Origin of the sequence: Rhodoferax lithotrophicus, from assembly GCF_019973615.1 — a bacterium.
GTDB classification, from domain to species: Bacteria; Pseudomonadota; Gammaproteobacteria; order Burkholderiales; family Burkholderiaceae_C; genus Rhodoferax; species Rhodoferax lithotrophicus.
In genome coordinates this window covers 1,222,801-1,242,129 of the sequence record NZ_AP024238.1, presented here as the reverse complement: position 1 = coordinate 1,242,129, position 19,329 = coordinate 1,222,801, and the positions used below count along the sequence as shown (strand labels likewise).

The following is a 19,329-nucleotide window of genomic DNA, read 5'->3' as shown; positions in this document are numbered from 1 at the left end:
CTGGTTTTTCGCCAAATGTCGTTGATTTCATTGGGTTTTTTACTGCTTAAATTATCATCAAACCATTACCAACCGCATGAAACGGGGCTTTCGGCCACTTCCGCACCGGGTTCTCCACAAAGTTATCCACAGAAAATGTGCACACTCCGGGCGAACTGGGGTCAACCCGGTCGCAGTGGCCATGTGACCCCAGTCTTGTCAGAAAACGCCTGATGCTCACCCACGCTGCGCCATAATCACGCAGCTTTTTTTCTTCAGCGGAGTTTTAATTTGTTTTCCATCATACAAGCCGCAGGCTGGCCCATTTGGCCTTTGATTGCCTGCTCGGTTCTGGCGCTGGCGCTGGTGATTGAGCGTTTTATCAGCCTGAAAACCACCAAGATCGCGCCTGCAAAACTGCTCGAAGAAGTGATTGCGGTCACCCGGCAAAACGTGCCCGGACCGGATGTGGTGAGCCAGTTGGAGAAAAATTCAGCCCTGGGCGAAGTCCTGGCCAGTGGTCTGCGTGCCCTCAATAGCAACCCACGCTGCAGTGAAGAAGAATTACACGCCAGCATGGAGGCCACCGGTCGGCGTGTGGCGCATCGGCTGGAGCGTTACCTCAATGCCCTGGCCACCATCGCCTCGGCTGCACCGCTGATGGGCTTGTTTGGCACGGTGGTCGGCATGATCGAGATTTTTGGCTCACAACCTGCCGGCACCACCGGCGGCAACCCGGCCGAACTGGCCCACGGTATCTCGGTGGCGCTGTACAACACCGCGTTTGGCCTGATTGTGGCGATTCCTTCGCTGATTTTCTGGCGCTACTTTCGTGGCCGGGTCGATGAATACCTGTTGACCCTGGAACTCTCGGCCGAACACCTGGCACGCCACCTGAATCATCTGCGCAAGTAGCCAGTCCTATGAACTTTCGTCCGCGCCAGAAAGAAGAGCCCGAGATCAACCTGATCCCGTTCATTGACGTGCTGCTGGTGATCCTGATCTTTTTGATGCTCTCCACCACCTACAGCAAGTTCACCGAGATGCAGATCAAACTGCCGGTGGCCGATGTAGATGCCCAGCGTGACTATCCCAAAGAGGTGCTGGTGTCGGTCAGCGCCGAGGGTGTGTACAGCGTCAACAAACAAACCGTGGCCGGGCGCAGCGTGACGGAGCTGGCTCAGGCCTTGGTGGAAGCGGCCAAAGCAGGCAAAGAGTCGGTGGTGATCATCAACGCCGATGCCTCGGCCAAACACCAGGCCGTGATCACCGTGATGGAAGCTGCTCGCCGCGCGGGCCTGACCCAAATCACCTTTGCCACCCAATCCACCAGCAACGGGTCTTAGAGCTTGTCCATGACGGCGCCAAGCCAACCCGCCTGGCAAGACACCCTGCGCCAAGCCTGGACCGAGCGCGGCCTGCTGGCCTGGTGCTTCTGGCCCACGTCGCTGCTGTACGGCGCGTTGGTGCGCCTGCGCGGCTGGCTCTACCGCCTGCATATCCTGAAAACCGAACGTGTCAAGGTGCCGCTGGTAGTGGTGGGCAACGTGGTGGCGGGCGGTGTGGGCAAAACCCCGGTGGTGATGGCCCTGGTGGAGCACTGGCAAGCACAAGGGCTGGCGGTGGGCGTGATTTCGCGCGGTTATGGTCGGCGTACCCTGGGCTGTCTGGAAGTGACGGCACACGCCCGTGCACAAGACGTGGGTGACGAACCCAGCCTGATCCAGCGCCGCACCCAGGCCCCGGTGTTTGTGGCCGAACGCCGCATCGATGCGGCACGTGCCCTGCTGGCAGCCTACCCGCAGACCCAGCTCATCGTCAGTGACGACGGGCTGCAACACCTGGCCCTGCACCGCGATCTGGAAATTGGCGTGTTTGATGACCGGGGTGTCGGCAACGGCTGGCTACTGCCCGCCGGCCCCTTGCGCGAACCCTGGCCCCGTCCGCTGGATCTGGTCGTGCACACCGGTCAACACCCGGTGTTTGCCGGCTTTGCCGCCCGGCGCACATTGGCGGACTGGGCCCAACGCGCCGATGGCAGCCGGGTGGCCTTGTCCGAACTGGCCAGTTGGGCAACTTCCATGGCAGACACCAGCACGCACGAACCCAAGCCACCATTGTTCGCACTGGCAGGCATTGCCCAGCCCGAGGCTTTCTTTGCCATGTTGCGCACACGCGGCGTGCACCCCGAACACACGTTGAGCCTGCCGGATCACAATGAATTTGAGAGTGCTTCATGCAATGAATACAAGCTCTACAGCCTTATTTGTACGGAAAAAGATGCCGTCAAACTGTGGCCCTTGCGCCCGGATGCGCTGGCCGTGCCACTGATCTGCACCCTGCCCGAGGCATTTTTCAAGCAACTCGATGCCCACATCACTGACCTGCTGACCAGTCCCAGGTAACACCGCTGAAGCCATCGCACCCAATCTGAACTATCCATGGGGTGCTTCACACCGGTTCGCCAGAGGGCCGGACTCCTACAGCCATGGGGGAGATCAGGCTATCATCCACGCATGGACACACGACTACTTGAACTGCTGGTTTGCCCCGTCACCAAAGGGCCACTTGAATTTGACCGCGAAAAAAGCGAACTCATTTCGCGCAGCGCCCGCCTGGCCTACCCGGTGCGTGACGGTATCCCGGTGCTGCTGGAGAACGAGGCACGTACGCTGACGGACGAAGAACTCGGCCTGTAAACTGCCCAAGCTTCAAACCACTCCCAACGGTCTTCCCTTTGCCCCGACTGCCATGAGTTTCACCGTTCTGATTCCGGCCCGGTTGGCCTCGACCCGTCTCCCCAACAAACCACTGGCTGACATTGCGGGTATACCCATGGTGGTACGCGTGGCGCAGCGGGTCTCACACATTGGTGCTGAGCGCGTGGTGGTGGCCGCCGACAGCCCGCTGATTGTGCAAGCCTGCCGAACCCACGGTGTTCAAGCCGTGTTGACCCGCACCGACCATGCCAGCGGCAGCGACCGGCTGGCCGAAGCCTGCCAAGTGCTGGGCTTGAACGATGAAGACATCGTGGTGAATGTACAAGGCGACGAACCGCTGATGGATTCCGCGCTGGTCAGTGCCGTGGCCCGACTTTTGCAACAAACGCCACAAGCAAGCATCAGCACCGCCGCCCACGCGATAGAAACCGTGGCTGATTTTCACAACCCCAATATCGTCAAAGTGGTGTGTGATGCGGCGGGTCTGGCGCATTATTTCAGCCGTTCACCGATTCCTTTTCCGCGCGACACCCCCAGCCAGTTGCCCAACCCGGCCCCGCTGCGGCACATCGGCATTTATGGCTACCGGGTCGGGTTTTTGCGGCAATTTCCTACCCTGGCGCAAGCCCCTACCGAGCTGTCGGAATCGCTGGAGCAATTGCGCGCCATGTGGCACGGTCACCACATTGCCGTCCATGTCACCCCCCATCCGCCCGGCCCTGGCGTGGACACCCCGGAAGACCTGGAACGGGTTCGGCACTTATTTGAGACCTGAGAAGGCTGCTGTAAGCCATTCAGAAGTTCGTGCATGCTATTCTTGGGATCAAACCCCGAGTTCGGAATGCATTCACACGTTCATCTGAACCAACCCTTTTTTTCAATATTCACCCGAGGACACGCATGAAACTCATTTTGTTGGGCGCACCTGGCGCTGGTAAAGGCACCCAAGCCACCTTCATTTGCCAAAAATTCGGTATTCCACAAATTTCTACGGGTGACATGTTGCGCGCCGCCGTCAAGGCGGGTACTCCGCTGGGTGTTCAAGCCAAGACGGTCATGGACGCGGGTGGTCTGGTCAGTGATGACCTGATCATCAACCTGGTCAAAGAACGTATTACCCAGCCCGACTGCGCCAACGGCTTCCTGTTTGACGGCTTTCCACGCACCATTCCCCAAGCCGATGCCATGAAAGCAGCGGGGGTACAACTGGACTACGTGCTTGAAATTGACGTGCCATTTGATGCCATCATCGAGCGCATGAGTGGCCGCCGCTCACACCCGGCCTCAGGACGCACCTACCATGTCAAGTTCAACCCACCCAAGGTGGAAGGTGTGGACGACGTGACCGGTGAACCCCTGGTGCAGCGCGCTGACGACCAGGAAGAAACCGTCAAGAAACGCCTGGACGTGTACAGCGCCCAAACCCGCCCGCTGGTGGACTATTATTCTGTCTGGGCCAAGGCCGACCCCGTGGCCGCCCCCAAATACCGCGCCATCAGTGGTACCGGCAACGTCGACGAGATCACCGCTCGGGCGTTTGCAGCGCTGGCTGGCTAAGCTCTTCTTGTGCTTCTGAGAAAAGCCTGATGTCCACTGGGTATCAGGCTTTTTTTGGTAGAGAGAAAGTGAATTCATTGACATCCCTCAATTTCTCCCTACCGCAAAGCCCCTTCATTCCTGTGCCTATCGAATACAGTCGCAGGTTGCCAAACAACTCAATTTGAAAAGGAACGCCATGGCTACCGAACCCTCCAAAATTATCTACACCCTGACTGACGAAGCACCGTTTCTGGCAACGTGCGCATTCCTCCCAGTGATTCGCACGTTTACGGCACCTGCTGGTGTTGATGTCAGCGAATGTGACATCTCGGTAGCAGCCCGGGTTCTGGCCGAGTTTCCAGAATACCTGACCGAAATGCAAAAGGTGCCAGACAACCTCAAGGAACTCGGCCGCCTGACGTTGCTGCCCGATACCAACATCATCAAATTGCCCAACATCAGCGCATCGGTAGGACAGTTGGTCGCCTGTATCAAAGAATTGCAGTCCAAAGGCTATGCGGTACCCAACTTCCCCGAAGATCCACAGACTGACGCAGATAAGGCCATCCGCAACCGTTACTCCAGATGCATCGGCAGCGCAGTGAACCCGGTGCTTCGGGAAGGCAACTCTGACCGCCGCGCTCCCTTGGCCGTCAAAAATTATGCGCGCAAGCATCCTCACTCCATGGCCGAGTGGAGTCAGGCATCACGCACCCACGTTTCCCACATGCACCATGGCGACTTCTACCATGGCGAGAAGTCCATGACCCTGGACAAAGCGCGTGACGTGAAGATGGAATTGATCACCAAGAGCGGCAAGACCATCGTGCTCAAGCCCAAGCTGGCACTCAAGGACGGCGAAGTCATCGACAGCATGTTCATGAGCAAAAAAGCCTTGCTGGCCTTTTACGAAAAAGAAATTGAAGATGCCCGCAAGACCGGTGTGATGTTCTCCTTACACGTCAAAGCCACCATGATGAAGGTATCCCACCCCATCGTGTTCGGCCACTGCGTGCGCATCTTCTACAAGGACGCGTTCCAGAAACACGCCAAACTGTTTGAAGAGCTGGGTGTCAACGTCAACAACGGCATGATCAATCTGTATGACAAGCTCGCCACCCTGCCTCAGTCGCAGCGCGAAGAAGTCATCAATGACCTGCACGCCTGCCATGAACACCGCCCCGAGCTGGCCATGGTCGACTCCGCCAAGGGCATTACCAACTTCCATTCACCCAACGACATCATTGTGGATGCCTCCATGCCCGCCATGATCCGCAATGGCGGCAAGATGTGGGGAGCCGATGGTCGCCTGAAAGACGTGAAAGCCGTGATGCCTGAAAGCACGTTTGCCCGCATTTACCAGGAGATGATCAACTTCTGTAAATGGAACGGCAACTTCGACCCCAAAACCATGGGTACCGTGCCCAACGTGGGCCTGATGGCGCAACAGGCTGAAGAATACGGCTCACACGACAAGACCTTCGAAATTCCCGAAGACGGCGTGGCCAACATCACCGACCTGGACACTGGCGAAGTGCTGTTGACACAAAACGTCGAGGAAGGTGATATCTGGCGCATGTGCCAGGTCAAGGATGCCCCGATCCGTGACTGGGTGAAACTGGCTGTAACCCGCGCCCGCAATTCCGGCATGCCCGCCGTGTTCTGGCTGGACCCCTACCGTCCACACGAAAACGAACTGATCAAAAAGGTAAAGACCTACCTCAAGGATCACGACACCACGGGGCTGGACATCCAGATCATGTCGCAAGTGCGCGCCATTCGTTACACGATGGAACGTGTGATCCGTGGCCTGGACACCATCTCGGTGACCGGCAACATCCTGCGTGACTACCTGACCGATTTGTTCCCGATCATGGAACTGGGCACCAGCGCCAAAATGCTGTCCATTGTGCCGCTGATGGCGGGTGGTGGCATGTACGAAACCGGTGCCGGCGGCTCTGCCCCCAAGCACGTGCAGCAACTGGTGGAAGAAAACCACTTGCGCTGGGATTCGCTGGGTGAATTCCTGGCGCTGGCCGTCAGTCTGGAAGACCTGGGCCTGAAGAACGGCAACGAAAAAGCCAAGATTCTGGCAACCGCTTTGGATGCTGCCACCGGGAAACTGCTGGACAACAGCAAAGGCCCTTCCGCCAAAACCGGCCAGTTGGACAACCGCGGCAGCCAGTTCTACCTGGCGATGTATTGGGCACAGGAATTGGCTGCACAAACGCAAGACCAAGCCCTGCAAGCGCATTTCGCACCATTGGCCAAAGCATTGGCAGAAAACGAATCCAAAATCCTGGAAGAGTTCAAATCAGTACAGGGCAAACCGGCGGACATCGGCGGTTACTTTTTGGCCGACAAGCAGAAAGTCACCGCCGTCATGCGCCCCAGTACCACTTTCAACGACATCCTGGCTAGCGTAGCCGCCTGATAGGGCGCACTTGATCCCCAGCTCCCGTCACCGTGCCAACTCATGACACGACGGGGCCTGGGGTGCAGGATGTGAACCGTCAAGCTTCCATCAGTTCCAGCATCAGCGTCACCCGCGCCTTGACGGGCGACAAGCCGTTGGAATGGGCAAACTCGGCGTGTTGTGCTGCCAGCACCCGTCCTTGGGCACAGCGTGTGGAGCGCACCACGCGCACACCCGCTTGCACCGCACGGCGCAAGGCAGCTTCCAGATCCTGATGCAGGGTGCCATTGCCGGTAGCCGCAACCACCAAACCGCGCAAGGGTGATGCTCCCGGCACAGCCTGCAACAGCGCATCCACCACCACCGCGCTGCCACCGGCATAGTTCATGACAATCTCAACACGTGGCCAGCTCACCTGATTAGCTATATTTTTAATAGCTATTTGCGCTTGATTGACAGGCACTAGAGGCCAATTTCTTAACAACCTCACGCCACCTTCCTCCACATAACCCAAGGCACCGGCATCACCCGAGCTGAAGGCATCCGTGCGGTAAGTATGGCTTTTTTGTACATCCGCTGCGCCATGTACGCTGCCCGCACACACCGCCACCACACCGTGTGCGCCAGGAGTCAAGGCCACCGCAACAGCATCGAGCAGATTTTGCGGGCCATCGGGTGACAAGCTGGAGGCTGGCCGCATGGCACAGGTCAGCACCACCGGCTTGGCATTGATCTGCGCGGCAGGAAGCACCGAGTGCAGGAAAAAGGCCGTTTCCTCCAGCGTATCCGTGCCATGGGTGATGACCACTGCCTGCACATCATCAGCCTGCAAGTGGGCATGAACCCGCTGTAGCAAGCTTTGCCAGACCGCAAAACTCATGTCCTTGCTGTCAACCTGCGCCACTTGTTCACTCACCAGCCTGCGCCCGGCCAGCACACCCGCCATACCCGGCACGTGGGCCAGCAGCTCAGCCACCCCCACCTGTGCGGCGGTGTAGCCAATGTTGTCAGAGGCATGGCTGGCCTTGCCTGCGATCGTGCCGCCGGTGCCCAACACCACCACTTTTTTCATGTTTTCTTGAGATTCCACTTGCAGACTTTCATAAACTGGTTAAAAATACAGTTACTGGATAGGAAAACAGTGTTTGCAGATTATTCAAGCACCTTTCAGATCCACCTTTTGTTTGACCTTTTGCCGTTCACAGGAGTCCACATGATCACCCGACCCAAGCTCACCGATCGCCAGCAACAGATCCTTGATCTTATCGAGCGGGCCATCGCACGCACGGGTGCTCCCCCAACCCGTGCTGAAATTGCCGCAGAGCTGGGCTTCAAATCCGCCAACGCAGCCGAAGAACACTTGCAAGCCCTGGCCCGCAAAGGTGCCATCGAGTTGGTCAGCGGCACCTCCCGAGGCATCCGGCTACGTGGCGACTCCTTGCGCTCCATCAACGAATCGCGTATTCAACAATTGGCAGCCCCTTTGGCCAGTCTGGCGCAACTCGCCTTGCCGCTGATTGGCCGGGTAGCGGCAGGCTCACCCATCCTGGCCCAGGAACATGTCGACCAAACGTTCTACGTTGAAAACAGCCTGTTTCAGCACAAACCTGATTACCTGTTGAAAGTGCGCGGCATGTCCATGCGTGATGCCGGCATCATGGACGGTGACCTGCTGGCCGTACAAAGCACCCGTGATGCCAAAAATGGTCAGATTGTGGTGGCCCGCCTGGGCGACGAAGTTACGGTCAAGCGCTTCATCCGCCACAACAACCTGATTGAGTTACACCCGGAAAATCCCGACTACCAAACCATTGTGGTGGAGCCCGGTGAACCATTCGAGATTGAAGGCCTGGCCGTGGGTCTGATCCGCAACACCATGCTGATGTAGTTCCCCACACAACAAGCGGCACCCGATCCAACACCACTCCCTTTCTCCAAGAGGTTTGCCATGCACCCAGCTTCGCATTCGATTGACGTGATCACCCCACTCAAAGCGTTTTGGCGCTGGCTGGTAGCCACGCCAGGGCAAAGCCAGCCCCTGGATCACACTTTCGACTTGCCTGTTGTCACCCACCAGCCTGGCATCCACACACCGTACGACCTTACGTTGCAACACCAGCCCCATGCTGAAAGCCAGGCCCAGGTCCACCGCCCCTTGCGAATGATTCGTGTCATGGAGGCTGGACAAACCTCATCCCAAGTGGGTCGCATGGTGATTTCAGGCCGCATGGCCGATGTGTGTGCCGAGCTAGATCGGCTCGCAGCCTTTGAAACTCAATTGCATTAATCCCAGCACCGTCCAGTCAGCCTGTGGTCAAGGCACAATTGACCCATGAATATTGTGATACTTGACGATTACCAAGACGCGGTCAGAAAACTGGCTTGTGCCGCCAAACTGGAGGTTTACCAAGCCAAGGTGTACACCAACACCGTCAAAGGCCTGGGGCAACTCTCGATCAGACTCAAAGATGCTGACGTGATTGTGCTTAACCGGGAACGCACCCATCTGCCGCGGGCGCTGATTGAAAAACTGCCCAGGCTCAAGCTGATTGCCCAAAGTGGCCGGGTGGGGCCCCACATTGATGTCAACGCCTGCACGGAATGTGGCGTTGCTGTGGCCGAAGGCACCGGCTCGCCGATAGCCCCGGCTGAACTCACCTGGGCACTGATCATGGCGGCGGCCAGACGCTTGCCGCAATACATTGGCAACCTCAAACACGGCGCCTGGCAACAATCGGGCCTGAAAACCGGTGCCATGCCACCCAATTTCTGTCTGGGCACCGTGCTCAAGGGGCGTACCCTGGGTATTTGGGGTTATGGCCGCATTGGCCAACTGGTCGCCGGATATGGCAAGGCCTTTGGCATGCGGGTGATCATTTGGGGCCGCGCCCCCAGCCGCGAGCGGGCGGTACTGGATGGCTATGAAGTGACCAGCACCCGCGAAGAGTTGTTCGAGCAATCTGATGTGTTGTCCTTACACCTGCGGCTGGCCGAAGACAACCACAACATCGTCAAACTGGAAGACTTGTCGCGCATGAAACCCACTGCGCTGCTGGTGAACACCTCGCGTGCCGAACTGATTGAACCCGATGCCCTGATCAGCGCCCTGAACCGTGGTCGCCCCGGCATGGCCGCCGTCGATGTGTTTGAGTCAGAACCCATTTTGCAAGGCCATGCGCTGTTGCGGCTGGAAAACTGCATTTGCACGCCTCACATTGGTTATGTGGAACAAGACAGCTACGAGCTTTATTTTGGTGCGGCTTTTGACAATGTGATCAACTACATCAAGGGTCGCCCCACCAACATCGTTAACCCGGGTGCCCTGCAAGTACGCAGGTAAACCCGGACAAACCTCTGAAGAAAGCAGCCCGCTCCAAGCGGGCTTTTTTTCGCCGGGAACCTGCCGCAGACACCCAGGTGACAAACGTGTCGCCATTGGCACGTCCCGCACGTGACAATGAATGGTTTTTGAGTCACCCACCGGACAGAACATGACCGAGCCCATCCTTACCATTGACGAACGCTCCGCAATCAATGCCGGGCGCTGGTTTGCCAGCCTTTCACCCTCACTCCGACACGACATACTTCGATGCGCATTTGTCAAACGTTACAAAGACGGCGACCTCATCACCGCGCGTGGCGAAACCCCGCAGGAATGGATTGCCTGCGCCAAGGGCGCAGTACGGGTGAGCTCCACCTCGCTGTCGGGCAAACAGATCACCCTGACCTATGTGGAGCCGGGCATCTGGTTTGGCGATGTGGCCATCTTCGACGGCGACCGTCGCACCCACGATGCCTACGCTCATGGCGACACCACCATTTTGTGTGTGGCACGGGCCGATTTCAAAAAAATCCTGGCCCACCACACCGAACTCTACGAAGCCTTGCTGCGCCTGCATGCCCGGCGTATTCGCCAGCTTTATGGTTTGGTGGAAGACCTCAACACGCTGCCCTTGAGGGCCCGGTTGGCCAAGCAGCTGTTGCACCTGGTGCGCAGTTATGGTGTGCCCTGCCTGAACGACGGCTCCGAGGTTCGTATTGGTCTGCAACTGGCGCAGGAAGAACTGGCCCAGCTGCTGGGAGCTTCGCGCCAGCGTGTCAATCAGGAACTCAAGGCCATGGAGCGCGAGGAAACCATTCGCATCGAACCCGGTGGTCTGGTGGTGCGCGACCGCGACGCCTTGATGCGGATCACCGAGCCGTAGAACTGAAACCTATCCATCCACCCACGGCCCCAACCATATTGCCCTTCACACACCATGACTGATTTTGACCAATTCATCGGCACCCATGCGGTGACCGCGGCCCAGGCCTTTGATGTGCCGGCCCTGACTCAATGGCTCACACAACACCTGCCCGATTTCAAAGGGCCTTTAAGCGTGGAATCGTTCAAAGGAGGCCAGTCCAACCCCACCTACAAACTGATCACACCCGGCCAAAACTATGTGATGCGCAGCAAACCAGGCCCGGTGGCCAAGCTGCTGCCCTCAGCCCACGCCATTGAGCGCGAATACGCCGTGATGCGTGGTCTGGCTGGCTCAGATGTGCCCGTGCCCAAGATGCTGTGCCTGTGCGAGGACGAGTCGGTGATTGGCCGGGCGTTTTACATCATGGAGTGCATGGACGGGCGTATTCTGTGGGATCAGTCCCTGCCGGGTATGAGCCGCACCGAGCGTGCGGCCATTTACGACGAAATGAACCGCGTCATCGCCGCCTTGCACAGCGTGGATTTCGCCGCCCGCGGCCTGTCAGACTACGGCAAACCCGGCAACTATTTTGAGCGCCAGATTGGCCGCTGGAGCAAGCAGTATGCAGCCTCCATCACCCAGCCGATCCCCGAGATGGACAAGCTCATGATCTGGCTGCCCGAACACATTCCGGCCATGGCGCGTGACCCGGCCATGGTCAGCATCGTGCATGGAGACTACCGGCTGGACAACCTGGTGTTCCACCCCACGGAGCCACGGGTGATTGCGGTGCTGGACTGGGAACTCTCCACCCTGGGGCACCCGCTGGCCGACTTCAGCTACCACTGCATGGGCTGGCACATTGCCCCCGGCGCGTTTCGCGGCATTGGCGGGCTGGACTGGGCGGCCCTGGGCATTCCGCAAGAGGCTGACTACATTCGCCAATACTGCCAGCGCACCCGCTTGGCCACGCCCGAACAACTGACACAAGACTGGGCCTTTTATATGGCCTACAACCTGTTTCGCATGGCCGCCATCCTGCAAGGCATTGGCAAACGTGTCGAAGCCGGTACCGCCGCCAGCGCCCAGGCCATCAGCACCGCCGCCGGAGCCCGCCCGCTGGCGCAACTGGCCTGGCAATTTGCGCAACGTGCATAAATTAAATTTGATAGCTGCTTACGCTTACCCATAAAGCGCTAGCGCCCTATTTCTTATAAATTTTTACCCACTCCATCACCCTTGCGAGACCACCATGGATTTTGACTACTCCCCCAAAACCAAAGAATTACAAGCCAGGTTGCTCCAATTCATGGATGAGCACATCTACCCGGCTGAAGGTGCACACCATGCCGAAGTGGAAGCCAACACGGCTGCAGGCAAGCGTTGGACACCGCTGCAAACCATTGAAAACCTCAAACTGAAAGCACAGGAACAAGGCTTGTGGAACCTGTTCTACCCGCTCGACAGCGCACAAGCCGGTGGCATTAACGCGGGTGCTGGCCTGACCAACCAGGAATACGCGCCCTTGGCCGAAATCATGGGCCGGGTAATGTGGAGCAGCGAAGTCTTCAACTGCTCGGCCCCCGACACCGGCAACATGGAAACCATTGCGCGCTACGGCTCCACCGAGCACAAACAACAATGGCTCAAACCCCTGCTGGAAGGCAACATCCGCTCGGCGTTTTCCATGACCGAGCCGGATGTCGCCTCCAGCGATGCCACCAACATCGAAACCCGCATCGAGCGTGACGGTGACGACTATGTGATCAATGGCCGCAAATGGTGGATCAGCGGCGCGGGTGACCCGCGCTGTGCCGTCCACATCGTGATGGGCAAAACCAACCCCGAGTCAGACCGCCACACCCAGCAAAGCATGATTCTGGTGCCATCCAACGCCCCCGGTGTCACGGTGTTGCGCCCGCTGAACGTGATGGGCTACGACGATGCACCCCATGGCCACATGGAAATCAGCTACAAAAATGTGTGCGTCCCGGCCAGCAACATTTTGCTGGGTGAGGGCCGCGGCTTCGAGATCGCCCAAGGCCGCCTGGGCCCAGGACGTATCCACCACTGCATGCGCCTGATTGGCCTGGCCGAACGGGCGCTGGAGCTGATGTGCAAACGCACGACCCAGCGCGTGGCCTTTGGCAAACCCATTGCCTCGCAAACAGTCACACAAGAGCGGATTGCCGAGGCCCGTTGCAAGATCGACATGGCACGCCTGCTCACCCTGAAAGCGGCCTGGATGATGGACGTGGCGGGCAATAAATTTGCCAAGAACGAGATCGCCATGATCAAGGTGGTGGCCCCCAACATGGCCTGCCAGGTGATTGACTGGGCCATGCAGGCCTTTGGTGGAGCCGGCATGTGTGACGACTTTCCGCTGGCTTATGCCTACGCCAGTGCACGCACCCTGCGTTTTGCCGACGGCCCGGATGAGGTGCACCGTAACGCCATTGCCAAGCTGGAGCTGCGCAAGTACGCCGCCAAGCCGCAGCCCGTCGACATGCCGATCACCCGCGGCTGCTGAACATGGCATCTTTTTTAGCTATAACTTATATAGCTACTAACGCTCTTATTACAAACATCAGAAGCCAAATTCATTCCCAATCAAGTAGGTAGTAACAGCCCGGACCACATTTCATTGAGGTCTGGGAACTTCCATTTTTCCGGGTCTTCACGCTGAAATATTTTTTCGGTGCAACCCGGCAAAGACAAGTCCAGCACATAGGGCATGATGCGCATATTGGATTTGGTGGAGAAAAACACCTTCATGATCGGCGTGGTGAGTGAGCCCGCAGACTGCTCCGTCACCACCCCGATACGGCCCGAATTCAGCCGCACCAGCGAGCCCACCGGGTAAATACCCATGCTCTTGACAAAAGCCTGAAACACCATGAGATCAAAGTGGCTCTTGGTCCATTCGGCCATCTTGCGCAAGGATTCGGCCGGGTCCCACCCCGCTTTGTAAGGGCGGTTGGATGTGATGGCATCGTACACATCACACACCGCGCCCATTTTGGCGTACAGGCTGATCTGGTCACCTTTCAGGCGATCCGGGTAACCGGTACCGTCCATTTTTTCATGGTGATGCAACACCACATCCAGCGCCACCGGGTCCACATCAGGCGTGGCCTTGAGCAATCTGATGCCTTGCACAGGATGGGTGCGGATGAGGGTGAATTCGGCCTCGGTCAGCTTGCCGGGCTTGTTGAGTACCTCGGGTGGCATGGCCACCTTGCCCACGTCATGCAACAAGCCGGCCATGCCACTTGAGCGCGTTTGTGCATCATTCAGGCCCAGCTGCTTGGCCAGTGCCACCATCATGGCGCACACTGCCACGGAATGCATGTAGGTGTAGTCGTCCGCCGTTTTCAGGCGTGCCAGGCTGATGATGGCCCCAGGGTTACGTGCGACCGAATCCGAGATGTTTTCTACCAGTTGCCGGGCACCACCCACATCCACCGCATTACCCATGCGCGCTTCTTCAAACATGGCAATCACCGCCGCTTTGGACTCCTGGCAGATCATCGCCGCTCGCGCCATCTCTTTGTCGGCCGGGATAGGGGTGGTGTCGCGCAACAGATGGGGAACCACGGACACTTTCAGCTTTTTGACCGCTTCTGTGGGAGCCACCTCGACTTCCTCTTCGTCCATGACGGCTTGCCCCTCAGGAACATCGTCCCCCAGGCTGGCATCAATCCAGACCTCCTTGATGGAGCTGCGCAGAATCAAATCCAGATCCAGCGGATTCGTCAGGACAAAACCCGTGCGCCAGAACGGGTGATCCATCCAGGAACCACAAAACTCCTTCAGGTGCATCCCCAATTGCAGCTGATCCACCGCGATTTTCTTGAGCATACGTGTGTGCCTTGATCCTCAGGGCTTCAATCTTGGGCCCTGTCTCCGTCAGTTATTGCACTATAACCACAACCTGAAGCGTCGTTCAACGAAATCCGATGGGTATGCCATCAATGCAAATGGCGCGGCTTGCGGCCACCCCCGTGGCCCATGCCACCGCCACCGCCACCAGAGCCACGCGGGGGTTTGCCCAGTTGCAAGGAATTCACCAAATCATCAAAGCGCTGGCTGAACAAGCTGTCCACCGCCGCCACCACGCCGCCCAGCTCCGCACCGTCAAAGTGGCGCTCCATCAGGCTCACCACATCCTGCACCAGCAAATCACGCTGCACCTGCATGATGGAGGCCGGGTCGGGCCCGACAAACAGAATCACAAAATCGTCACGCGACTCGGCATCGGGCGAGTCACCCTCTTCTTCTTCGTCAAACTCAGCGTCATAAAAGGTCACCTCTATGGCCGAGCCGGTTTGCGCCACCTCATTGAGGTTCATACACACCTCATCGAGCACCTGCCGAAAGTCGTCATCACCCTCAACGGTCCAGCACATTTGCAGCAAATGCTCTTGTGCGTCGAATTTGATGCCGGGTTCATCTTCATAAAAACTGCCCGTGGCATCCGACAAAGAGCGAGCACCAGCGTACTTCCAGAGCGGTTTGAGAACATCCTGGAGCTGCTGGAAAGTCACATTGCTGCGCAATGCCACTTGACCATGAACATGAATTTCGAGAGGAGCGTTGTAGCGGGCCATGGTATGTGTGAGGTCGATACCGGATGCGTCTTGCATTGCCGTGAATCGGTAAAAGTTGGCCTGATGATAACCCGTCAAGGCTCAAGAGGTATACCGCCTTACCCACCGCAGGGTGGTTTTTCCACAGCCTGGAGTAGCCTCGGAAACACCGCTTTGTACGACTGAGCGCGCCCTGCACACACGCCCAGGAAGCTACTCATTCAATAGCAAATCCAACATTTCCCGCGCCCAGGCCATCGAATGCTCCTCATGCAAAATGCCTTTTTTCAGGATCATGTGGTGGATGCGCGCAGCGCGTGACAAGTCAGGCGCGGCAAAGTCGCGCTGCTCGATCTGGCGGTACAGCGCCAGCTTTTCCTCATGCAGTGAAATGCGCCGCCGCAGTTCCGGGGCCAGGTCGAGCGCGTCCAGCGCCGCGTCGGCACGCAGGCGTACCATGAATTCGTCGCGCAAATCCATCATCGGTGCCGGCTCGGCGGCCCAGCGCAGCAGCTCGGTCTGCCCGGCGGGCAACACGCGATAGATGCGTTTGCGGGTTTTGCCAGCATCCGGGGCGGTGCTGGATTCGATCCATCCTGCAACCTCCATGCGCCCCAGCTCGCGGTAAATCTGCTGGTGGGTGGCATGCCAGAAAAAGCCGATCGACTTGTCAAAACGACGCGCCAGGTCGTAGCCCGAAGACGATTTTTCGATCAGCGAGGTGAGCAGGGCGTGGGACAAAGACATGGCACAAGTCTAATTGGGGAAAACACTCTATGCAACTGGTTGCATAATTTTTTGAGTTCTCCTAAACTGCGCAACTGGTTGCATAGTGAGCCACTGGGCATCCGAGCCCGCCAGTTCATCCCTATCTACAAACATCTTGAGGAGACACACGTCATGACCCCCTACCCCCACCTGCTTGAACCTTTGAGTCTTGGCTTTACCACCCTGCCCAACCGGGTGTTGATGGGCTCGATGCACGTCGGGCTGGAAGAGGTGAAAGACGGCTTTGCCCGCATGGCGGCGTTTTACGCCGAGCGCGCCAAGGGCGGCGTGGGCCTGATCGTCACTGGCGGCATTGCGCCGAATGACCGGGGCCGCCCGATGCCCGGTGGTGCGCGCATGACCACACCCGAAGAGGCCGCCAGACACAAGCCGGTGACCAATGCGGTGCACCAGGCCGGTGGCAAGATCGCCATGCAAATCCTGCACTTTGGCCGCTATGCCTACCACGAGAACCTGGTGGCCCCGAGTGCACTGAAAGCCCCCATCAACCCCCTCAAACCCCAGGCCCTCAGCACCGAAGAGGTGTACCAGACGGTGGACGACTATGTCCGCTGTGCCGAGCTGGCACAAAGCGCCGGTTATGACGGCGTGGAAATCATGGGCTCCGAGGGCTACCTGATCAACGAATTCATCGCCGCGCGCACCAACCAGCGCGAGGACGAATGGGGTGGCTGCTACACCAACCGCATTCGCTTCCCGGTCGATATCGTGCGCCGCACCCGCGAAAAAGTGGGGCCGAACTTCATCATCATCTTCCGCCTCTCCATGCTTGATCTGGTCGAAGGCGGCTCCACGTTGGAAGAAGTCATCGAACTGGCGCAAGCCATTGAAGCCGCCGGGGCCACCCTCATCAACACCGGCATTGGCTGGCATGAGGCACGTATCCCCACCATTGCCACCAAGGTGCCGCGCGCCGCCTGGGCCTGGGTCACCAAGCAGCTCAAGGGCAAGGTGGGTATTCCACTGGTGGCCACCAACCGCATCAACACGCCCGAAGTCGCCGAGCAATTGCTTGCAGACGGCTTTTGCGACATGGTGTCGATGGCGCGGCCTTTTTTGGCCGACCCGCTGCTGGTGCAAAAAGCCGCCGCTGGCAAAGCCGATGAAATCAACACCTGCATCGGCTGTAACCAGGCCTGCCTGGACCACACCTTTGGCGGCAAGATCACCTCTTGCCTGGTCAACCCGCGGGCCTGCCACGAGACGCTGATCAACCTGCCCGCCAGCCAAAAGCGCGAGCGTGTTGCCGTAGTAGGCGCAGGTCCGGCGGGCTTGAGTTTTGCTACCGCGGCGGCGCAATGCGGCTTTGAGGTGACGCTGTTTGATGGCGCAACCGAGATTGGCGGCCAGTTCAACGTAGCCAAGCAGATCCCCGGCAAAGAAGAGTTTTACGAGACGCTGCGCTACTTCGGCAAGCAGATTGAGCTGACCGGCGTGACGCTCAAGCTGGGCCAGCGTGTCAGCGCCCAGGACTTGGTCGCCGCAGGCTACAAGCAAGTGGTGCTGGCCACCGGCATCACGCCGCGCACACCGCCGATTGACGGCATACATCACCCCAAGGTGCTGAGTTACCTGGACGTGCTGCGCGACAAAAAACCGGTGGGCCAAAGCGTGGCGTTGATTGGTGCCGGTGGCATCGGCTTTGATACCGCAGAATTTTTGATGCACCAAGGTGTGAGCCCCAGCCAAAGCCCGATCAAATTTTTTGCCGAATGGGGCGTGGACACCACCTACGCCGAGCGCGGAGGCCTCAAAGAGGCCATCATTGAAAAAGCCCCGCGCAGGCTCACCCTGCTGCAACGCAAGGCCAGCAAGGTGGGTGACGGCCTGGGCAAGACCACCGGCTGGATTCACCGCACCTCGCTGAAAAACCGCCAGGTCGACATGCTCTCGGGCGTGACCTACCGCCGCATTGACGACGAAGGCTTACACATCACCGTGGGTGATCGTGAAATGACCCTGGCCGTGGACAACGTGGTGCTCTGTGCCGGGCAGGAACCGCAGCGCGAGTTGCAAGCCGACCTGCAAGCCGCTGGCGTGACGGTGCACCTGATTGGTGGGGCCGACAAGGCCGAAGAACTCGATGCCAAACGCGCCATCAAACAAGGGCTGGAATTGGCCGTAGCGCTGGCCAGCAGCCCTTCGCCTGAGGATTTACAAGCCAAATCAGCCTCTAGTGCAGATAAATCAAGCGTAAGTAGCTCTCAAAATAAGAGCACATCTAACTATACCGCATTGACGGTCAGCCTGTCCGACCACATTGCCACCATCACCCTCAACCGTCCCGACAAAGCCAATGCCATGAACCTGGCGATGTGGCATGAGCTGCGCCAGGCCTTCCAATGGGTTAATCACACGCCCGAGGCCCGCGTGGCCATTCTGCAAGGCGAAGGCAAACTATTCACCAGCGGCATCGATCTGCAGATGATGATGGGCCTGAGCGAGCAGATCCAGAATGACTGCGAAGCCCGCACCCGCGAAAACCTGCGCCAGGTGATTCTGGATTTGCAGGACACTCTCACCAGCCTGGAGCGCTGCCGCAAGCCGGTGCTGGCGGCTGTACACGGTGCGTGTATCGGTGGCGGCATCGACCTGATCACCTGCGCCGACATGCGCTACTGCTCCAGTGATGCCAGCTTCAGCATCAAGGAAATCGACATTGGCATGACCGCCGACGTGGGCACCTTGCAGCGCTTACCGAAGCTGATTGGCGAAGGCATGGCACGTGAGCTGGCCTACACCGGCCGCAAATTCAGCGCCGCCGAAGCGTTGGACATGCGCCTGGTGAACCGGGTGTTTGACTCGCGCGAAGCGCTGCAAGCCGGGGTACGTGAAATTGCGGCCACCATTGCGGCAAAGTCCCCTTTGTCCATCAGGGGCACCAAGGAAATGATCACCTACGCCCGTGACCACACGGTGGCCGACGGCCTGAACTATGTGGCCACCTGGAACGCCGCCATGCTGATGAGCAACGATTTACAAGAGGCCATCATGGCCCACATGGGCAAACGTGCGCCAGAGTTCAAAGATTAATCCCTGGGGTGGTAGGGCGGGGCAAGCGCGGAGGAAACGGATTCACTGCCAAAATGGCGGCTACTTCCATTTTCGAG

Annotated in this window: 18 protein-coding genes and 1 pseudogene; 15 read left to right on the top strand and 4 right to left on the bottom strand. The window is 58.4% G+C overall.

Features of this window, described 5'->3' with window-relative positions:
- Nucleotides 1-270 precede the first annotated feature (270 nt).
- The 7 genes from LDN84_RS05775 to LDN84_RS05745 all read left to right on the top strand — a co-directional run bounded on the left by LDN84_RS05775 (nt 271) and on the right by LDN84_RS05745 (nt 6,672).
- The gene (locus LDN84_RS05775) at nt 271-894 is read left to right on the top strand and encodes a MotA/TolQ/ExbB proton channel family protein (RefSeq protein WP_223909701.1); all 624 of its coding nucleotides are present in this window, start codon (nt 271-273) and stop codon (nt 892-894) included.
- An 8-nt stretch (nt 895-902) separates the two neighbouring features.
- Complete coding sequence (locus LDN84_RS05770; protein ID WP_223909698.1) at nt 903-1,325, top strand: ExbD/TolR family protein; 423 nt, start codon at nt 903-905, stop codon at nt 1,323-1,325.
- A gap of 9 nt (nt 1,326-1,334) precedes the next feature.
- Nucleotides 1,335-2,384 (top strand): tetraacyldisaccharide 4'-kinase, encoded by a 1,050-nt coding sequence (gene lpxK / locus LDN84_RS05765; RefSeq protein WP_223909695.1) that lies wholly within the window; start codon nt 1,335-1,337, stop codon nt 2,382-2,384.
- 111 nt (nt 2,385-2,495) lie between these two features.
- Complete coding sequence (locus tag LDN84_RS05760) at nt 2,496-2,678, top strand: Trm112 family protein (protein WP_223909692.1); 183 nt, start codon at nt 2,496-2,498, stop codon at nt 2,676-2,678.
- A gap of 52 nt (nt 2,679-2,730) precedes the next feature.
- Complete coding sequence (gene kdsB, locus LDN84_RS05755; RefSeq protein WP_223909690.1) at nt 2,731-3,474, top strand: 3-deoxy-manno-octulosonate cytidylyltransferase; 744 nt, start codon at nt 2,731-2,733, stop codon at nt 3,472-3,474.
- Between the two features lie 125 nt (nt 3,475-3,599).
- On the top strand, nt 3,600-4,256 hold the full coding sequence (adk, locus tag LDN84_RS05750; protein ID WP_223909687.1) for an adenylate kinase: 657 nt from the start codon (nt 3,600-3,602) through the stop codon (nt 4,254-4,256).
- A gap of 178 nt (nt 4,257-4,434) precedes the next feature.
- Nucleotides 4,435-6,672: an NADP-dependent isocitrate dehydrogenase gene (locus tag LDN84_RS05745; protein WP_223909684.1), complete on the top strand. Its 2,238-nt coding sequence runs from the start codon at nt 4,435-4,437 to the stop codon at nt 6,670-6,672.
- A 79-nt stretch (nt 6,673-6,751) separates the two neighbouring features.
- On the opposite strand, the gene LDN84_RS05740 is transcribed toward LDN84_RS05745, so the two are convergent.
- Nucleotides 6,752-7,726, bottom strand: a complete 975-nt coding sequence (locus tag LDN84_RS05740; protein ID WP_223912793.1) for an asparaginase — start codon at nt 7,724-7,726, stop codon at nt 6,752-6,754.
- A gap of 141 nt (nt 7,727-7,867) precedes the next feature.
- Here LDN84_RS05740 and lexA point away from each other — a divergent pair, with 141 nt between their 5' ends.
- The 6 genes from lexA (at nt 7,868) to LDN84_RS05710 (ending at nt 13,371) form a co-directional block, all read left to right on the top strand.
- Nucleotides 7,868-8,542 (top strand): transcriptional repressor LexA, encoded by a 675-nt coding sequence (gene lexA / locus LDN84_RS05735; RefSeq protein ID WP_223909678.1) that lies wholly within the window; start codon nt 7,868-7,870, stop codon nt 8,540-8,542.
- A gap of 60 nt (nt 8,543-8,602) precedes the next feature.
- On the top strand, nt 8,603-8,941 hold the full coding sequence (locus LDN84_RS05730) for a hypothetical protein (protein ID WP_223909673.1): 339 nt from the start codon (nt 8,603-8,605) through the stop codon (nt 8,939-8,941).
- Nucleotides 8,942-8,986: 45 nt separating this feature from the next.
- Nucleotides 8,987-9,994, top strand: coding sequence for a D-2-hydroxyacid dehydrogenase family protein (locus LDN84_RS05725; RefSeq protein ID WP_223909670.1), 1,008 nt, complete (start codon nt 8,987-8,989; stop codon nt 9,992-9,994).
- 151 nt (nt 9,995-10,145) lie between these two features.
- Nucleotides 10,146-10,859 carry a Crp/Fnr family transcriptional regulator gene (locus LDN84_RS05720; RefSeq protein ID WP_223909667.1) on the top strand — a complete coding sequence of 238 codons (714 nt, stop codon included), beginning with the start codon at nt 10,146-10,148 and terminating at the stop codon, nt 10,857-10,859.
- Between the two features lie 54 nt (nt 10,860-10,913).
- Nucleotides 10,914-11,999, top strand: a complete 1,086-nt coding sequence (locus LDN84_RS05715; RefSeq protein ID WP_223909664.1) for a phosphotransferase — start codon at nt 10,914-10,916, stop codon at nt 11,997-11,999.
- Nucleotides 12,000-12,093: 94 nt separating this feature from the next.
- A complete protein-coding gene (locus LDN84_RS05710; RefSeq protein ID WP_223909660.1) occupies nt 12,094-13,371 on the top strand; it encodes an acyl-CoA dehydrogenase family protein in 1,278 nt (425 codons plus the stop codon).
- Nucleotides 13,372-13,451: 80 nt separating this feature from the next.
- Here LDN84_RS05710 and LDN84_RS05705 read toward each other — a convergent pair whose 3' ends face one another.
- From LDN84_RS05705 to LDN84_RS05695, 3 genes are all read right to left on the bottom strand, one after another.
- The gene (locus tag LDN84_RS05705) at nt 13,452-14,702 is read right to left on the bottom strand and encodes an HD-GYP domain-containing protein (protein ID WP_223909657.1); all 1,251 of its coding nucleotides are present in this window, start codon (nt 14,700-14,702) and stop codon (nt 13,452-13,454) included.
- A 110-nt stretch (nt 14,703-14,812) separates the two neighbouring features.
- A complete protein-coding gene (locus LDN84_RS05700) occupies nt 14,813-15,451 on the bottom strand; it encodes a DUF6806 family protein (RefSeq protein ID WP_223912791.1) in 639 nt (212 codons plus the stop codon).
- 192 nt (nt 15,452-15,643) lie between these two features.
- Nucleotides 15,644-16,177, bottom strand: coding sequence for a PadR family transcriptional regulator (locus LDN84_RS05695; protein WP_223909653.1), 534 nt, complete (start codon nt 16,175-16,177; stop codon nt 15,644-15,646).
- Between the two features lie 153 nt (nt 16,178-16,330).
- On the opposite strand from LDN84_RS05695, the pseudogene LDN84_RS05690 reads away from it, so the two are divergent.
- Nucleotides 16,331-18,349, top strand: a pseudogene (locus LDN84_RS05690) (oxidoreductase); the annotation flags it as partial.
- Entirely contained in the window at nt 18,335-19,252 is a 918-nt protein-coding gene (locus LDN84_RS05685) for a crotonase/enoyl-CoA hydratase family protein (RefSeq protein WP_223912788.1), read from the top strand. The pseudogene LDN84_RS05690 and the gene LDN84_RS05685, both read left to right, overlap by 15 nt.
- Nucleotides 19,253-19,329 lie beyond the last annotated feature (77 nt).

What these genes read in the sequence shown, in the direction of transcription:
- lexA (WP_223909678.1), top strand. Translation starts at nt 7,868, where the DNA reads ATGATCACCCGACCCAAGCTCACCGATCGCCAGCAACAGATCCTTGAT.
- LDN84_RS05715 (WP_223909664.1), top strand. Translation starts at nt 10,914, where the DNA reads ATGACTGATTTTGACCAATTCATCGGCACCCATGCGGTGACCGCGGCC.
- LDN84_RS05720 (WP_223909667.1), top strand. Translation starts at nt 10,146, where the DNA reads ATGACCGAGCCCATCCTTACCATTGACGAACGCTCCGCAATCAATGCC.
- LDN84_RS05695 (WP_223909653.1), bottom strand. Translation starts at nt 16,177, where the DNA reads ATGTCTTTGTCCCACGCCCTGCTCACCTCGCTGATCGAAAAATCGTCT.
- kdsB (WP_223909690.1), top strand. Translation starts at nt 2,731, where the DNA reads ATGAGTTTCACCGTTCTGATTCCGGCCCGGTTGGCCTCGACCCGTCTC.
- LDN84_RS05745 (WP_223909684.1), top strand. Translation starts at nt 4,435, where the DNA reads ATGGCTACCGAACCCTCCAAAATTATCTACACCCTGACTGACGAAGCA.
- LDN84_RS05710 (WP_223909660.1), top strand. Translation starts at nt 12,094, where the DNA reads ATGGATTTTGACTACTCCCCCAAAACCAAAGAATTACAAGCCAGGTTG.
- adk (WP_223909687.1), top strand. Translation starts at nt 3,600, where the DNA reads ATGAAACTCATTTTGTTGGGCGCACCTGGCGCTGGTAAAGGCACCCAA.
- LDN84_RS05760 (WP_223909692.1), top strand. Translation starts at nt 2,496, where the DNA reads ATGGACACACGACTACTTGAACTGCTGGTTTGCCCCGTCACCAAAGGG.
- LDN84_RS05705 (WP_223909657.1), bottom strand. Translation starts at nt 14,702, where the DNA reads ATGCTCAAGAAAATCGCGGTGGATCAGCTGCAATTGGGGATGCACCTG.
- LDN84_RS05740 (WP_223912793.1), bottom strand. Translation starts at nt 7,726, where the DNA reads ATGAAAAAAGTGGTGGTGTTGGGCACCGGCGGCACGATCGCAGGCAAG.
- LDN84_RS05770 (WP_223909698.1), top strand. Translation starts at nt 903, where the DNA reads ATGAACTTTCGTCCGCGCCAGAAAGAAGAGCCCGAGATCAACCTGATC.
- LDN84_RS05730 (WP_223909673.1), top strand. Translation starts at nt 8,603, where the DNA reads ATGCACCCAGCTTCGCATTCGATTGACGTGATCACCCCACTCAAAGCG.
- lpxK (WP_223909695.1), top strand. Translation starts at nt 1,335, where the DNA reads ATGACGGCGCCAAGCCAACCCGCCTGGCAAGACACCCTGCGCCAAGCC.
- LDN84_RS05700 (WP_223912791.1), bottom strand. Translation starts at nt 15,451, where the DNA reads ATGGCCCGCTACAACGCTCCTCTCGAAATTCATGTTCATGGTCAAGTG.
- LDN84_RS05725 (WP_223909670.1), top strand. Translation starts at nt 8,987, where the DNA reads ATGAATATTGTGATACTTGACGATTACCAAGACGCGGTCAGAAAACTG.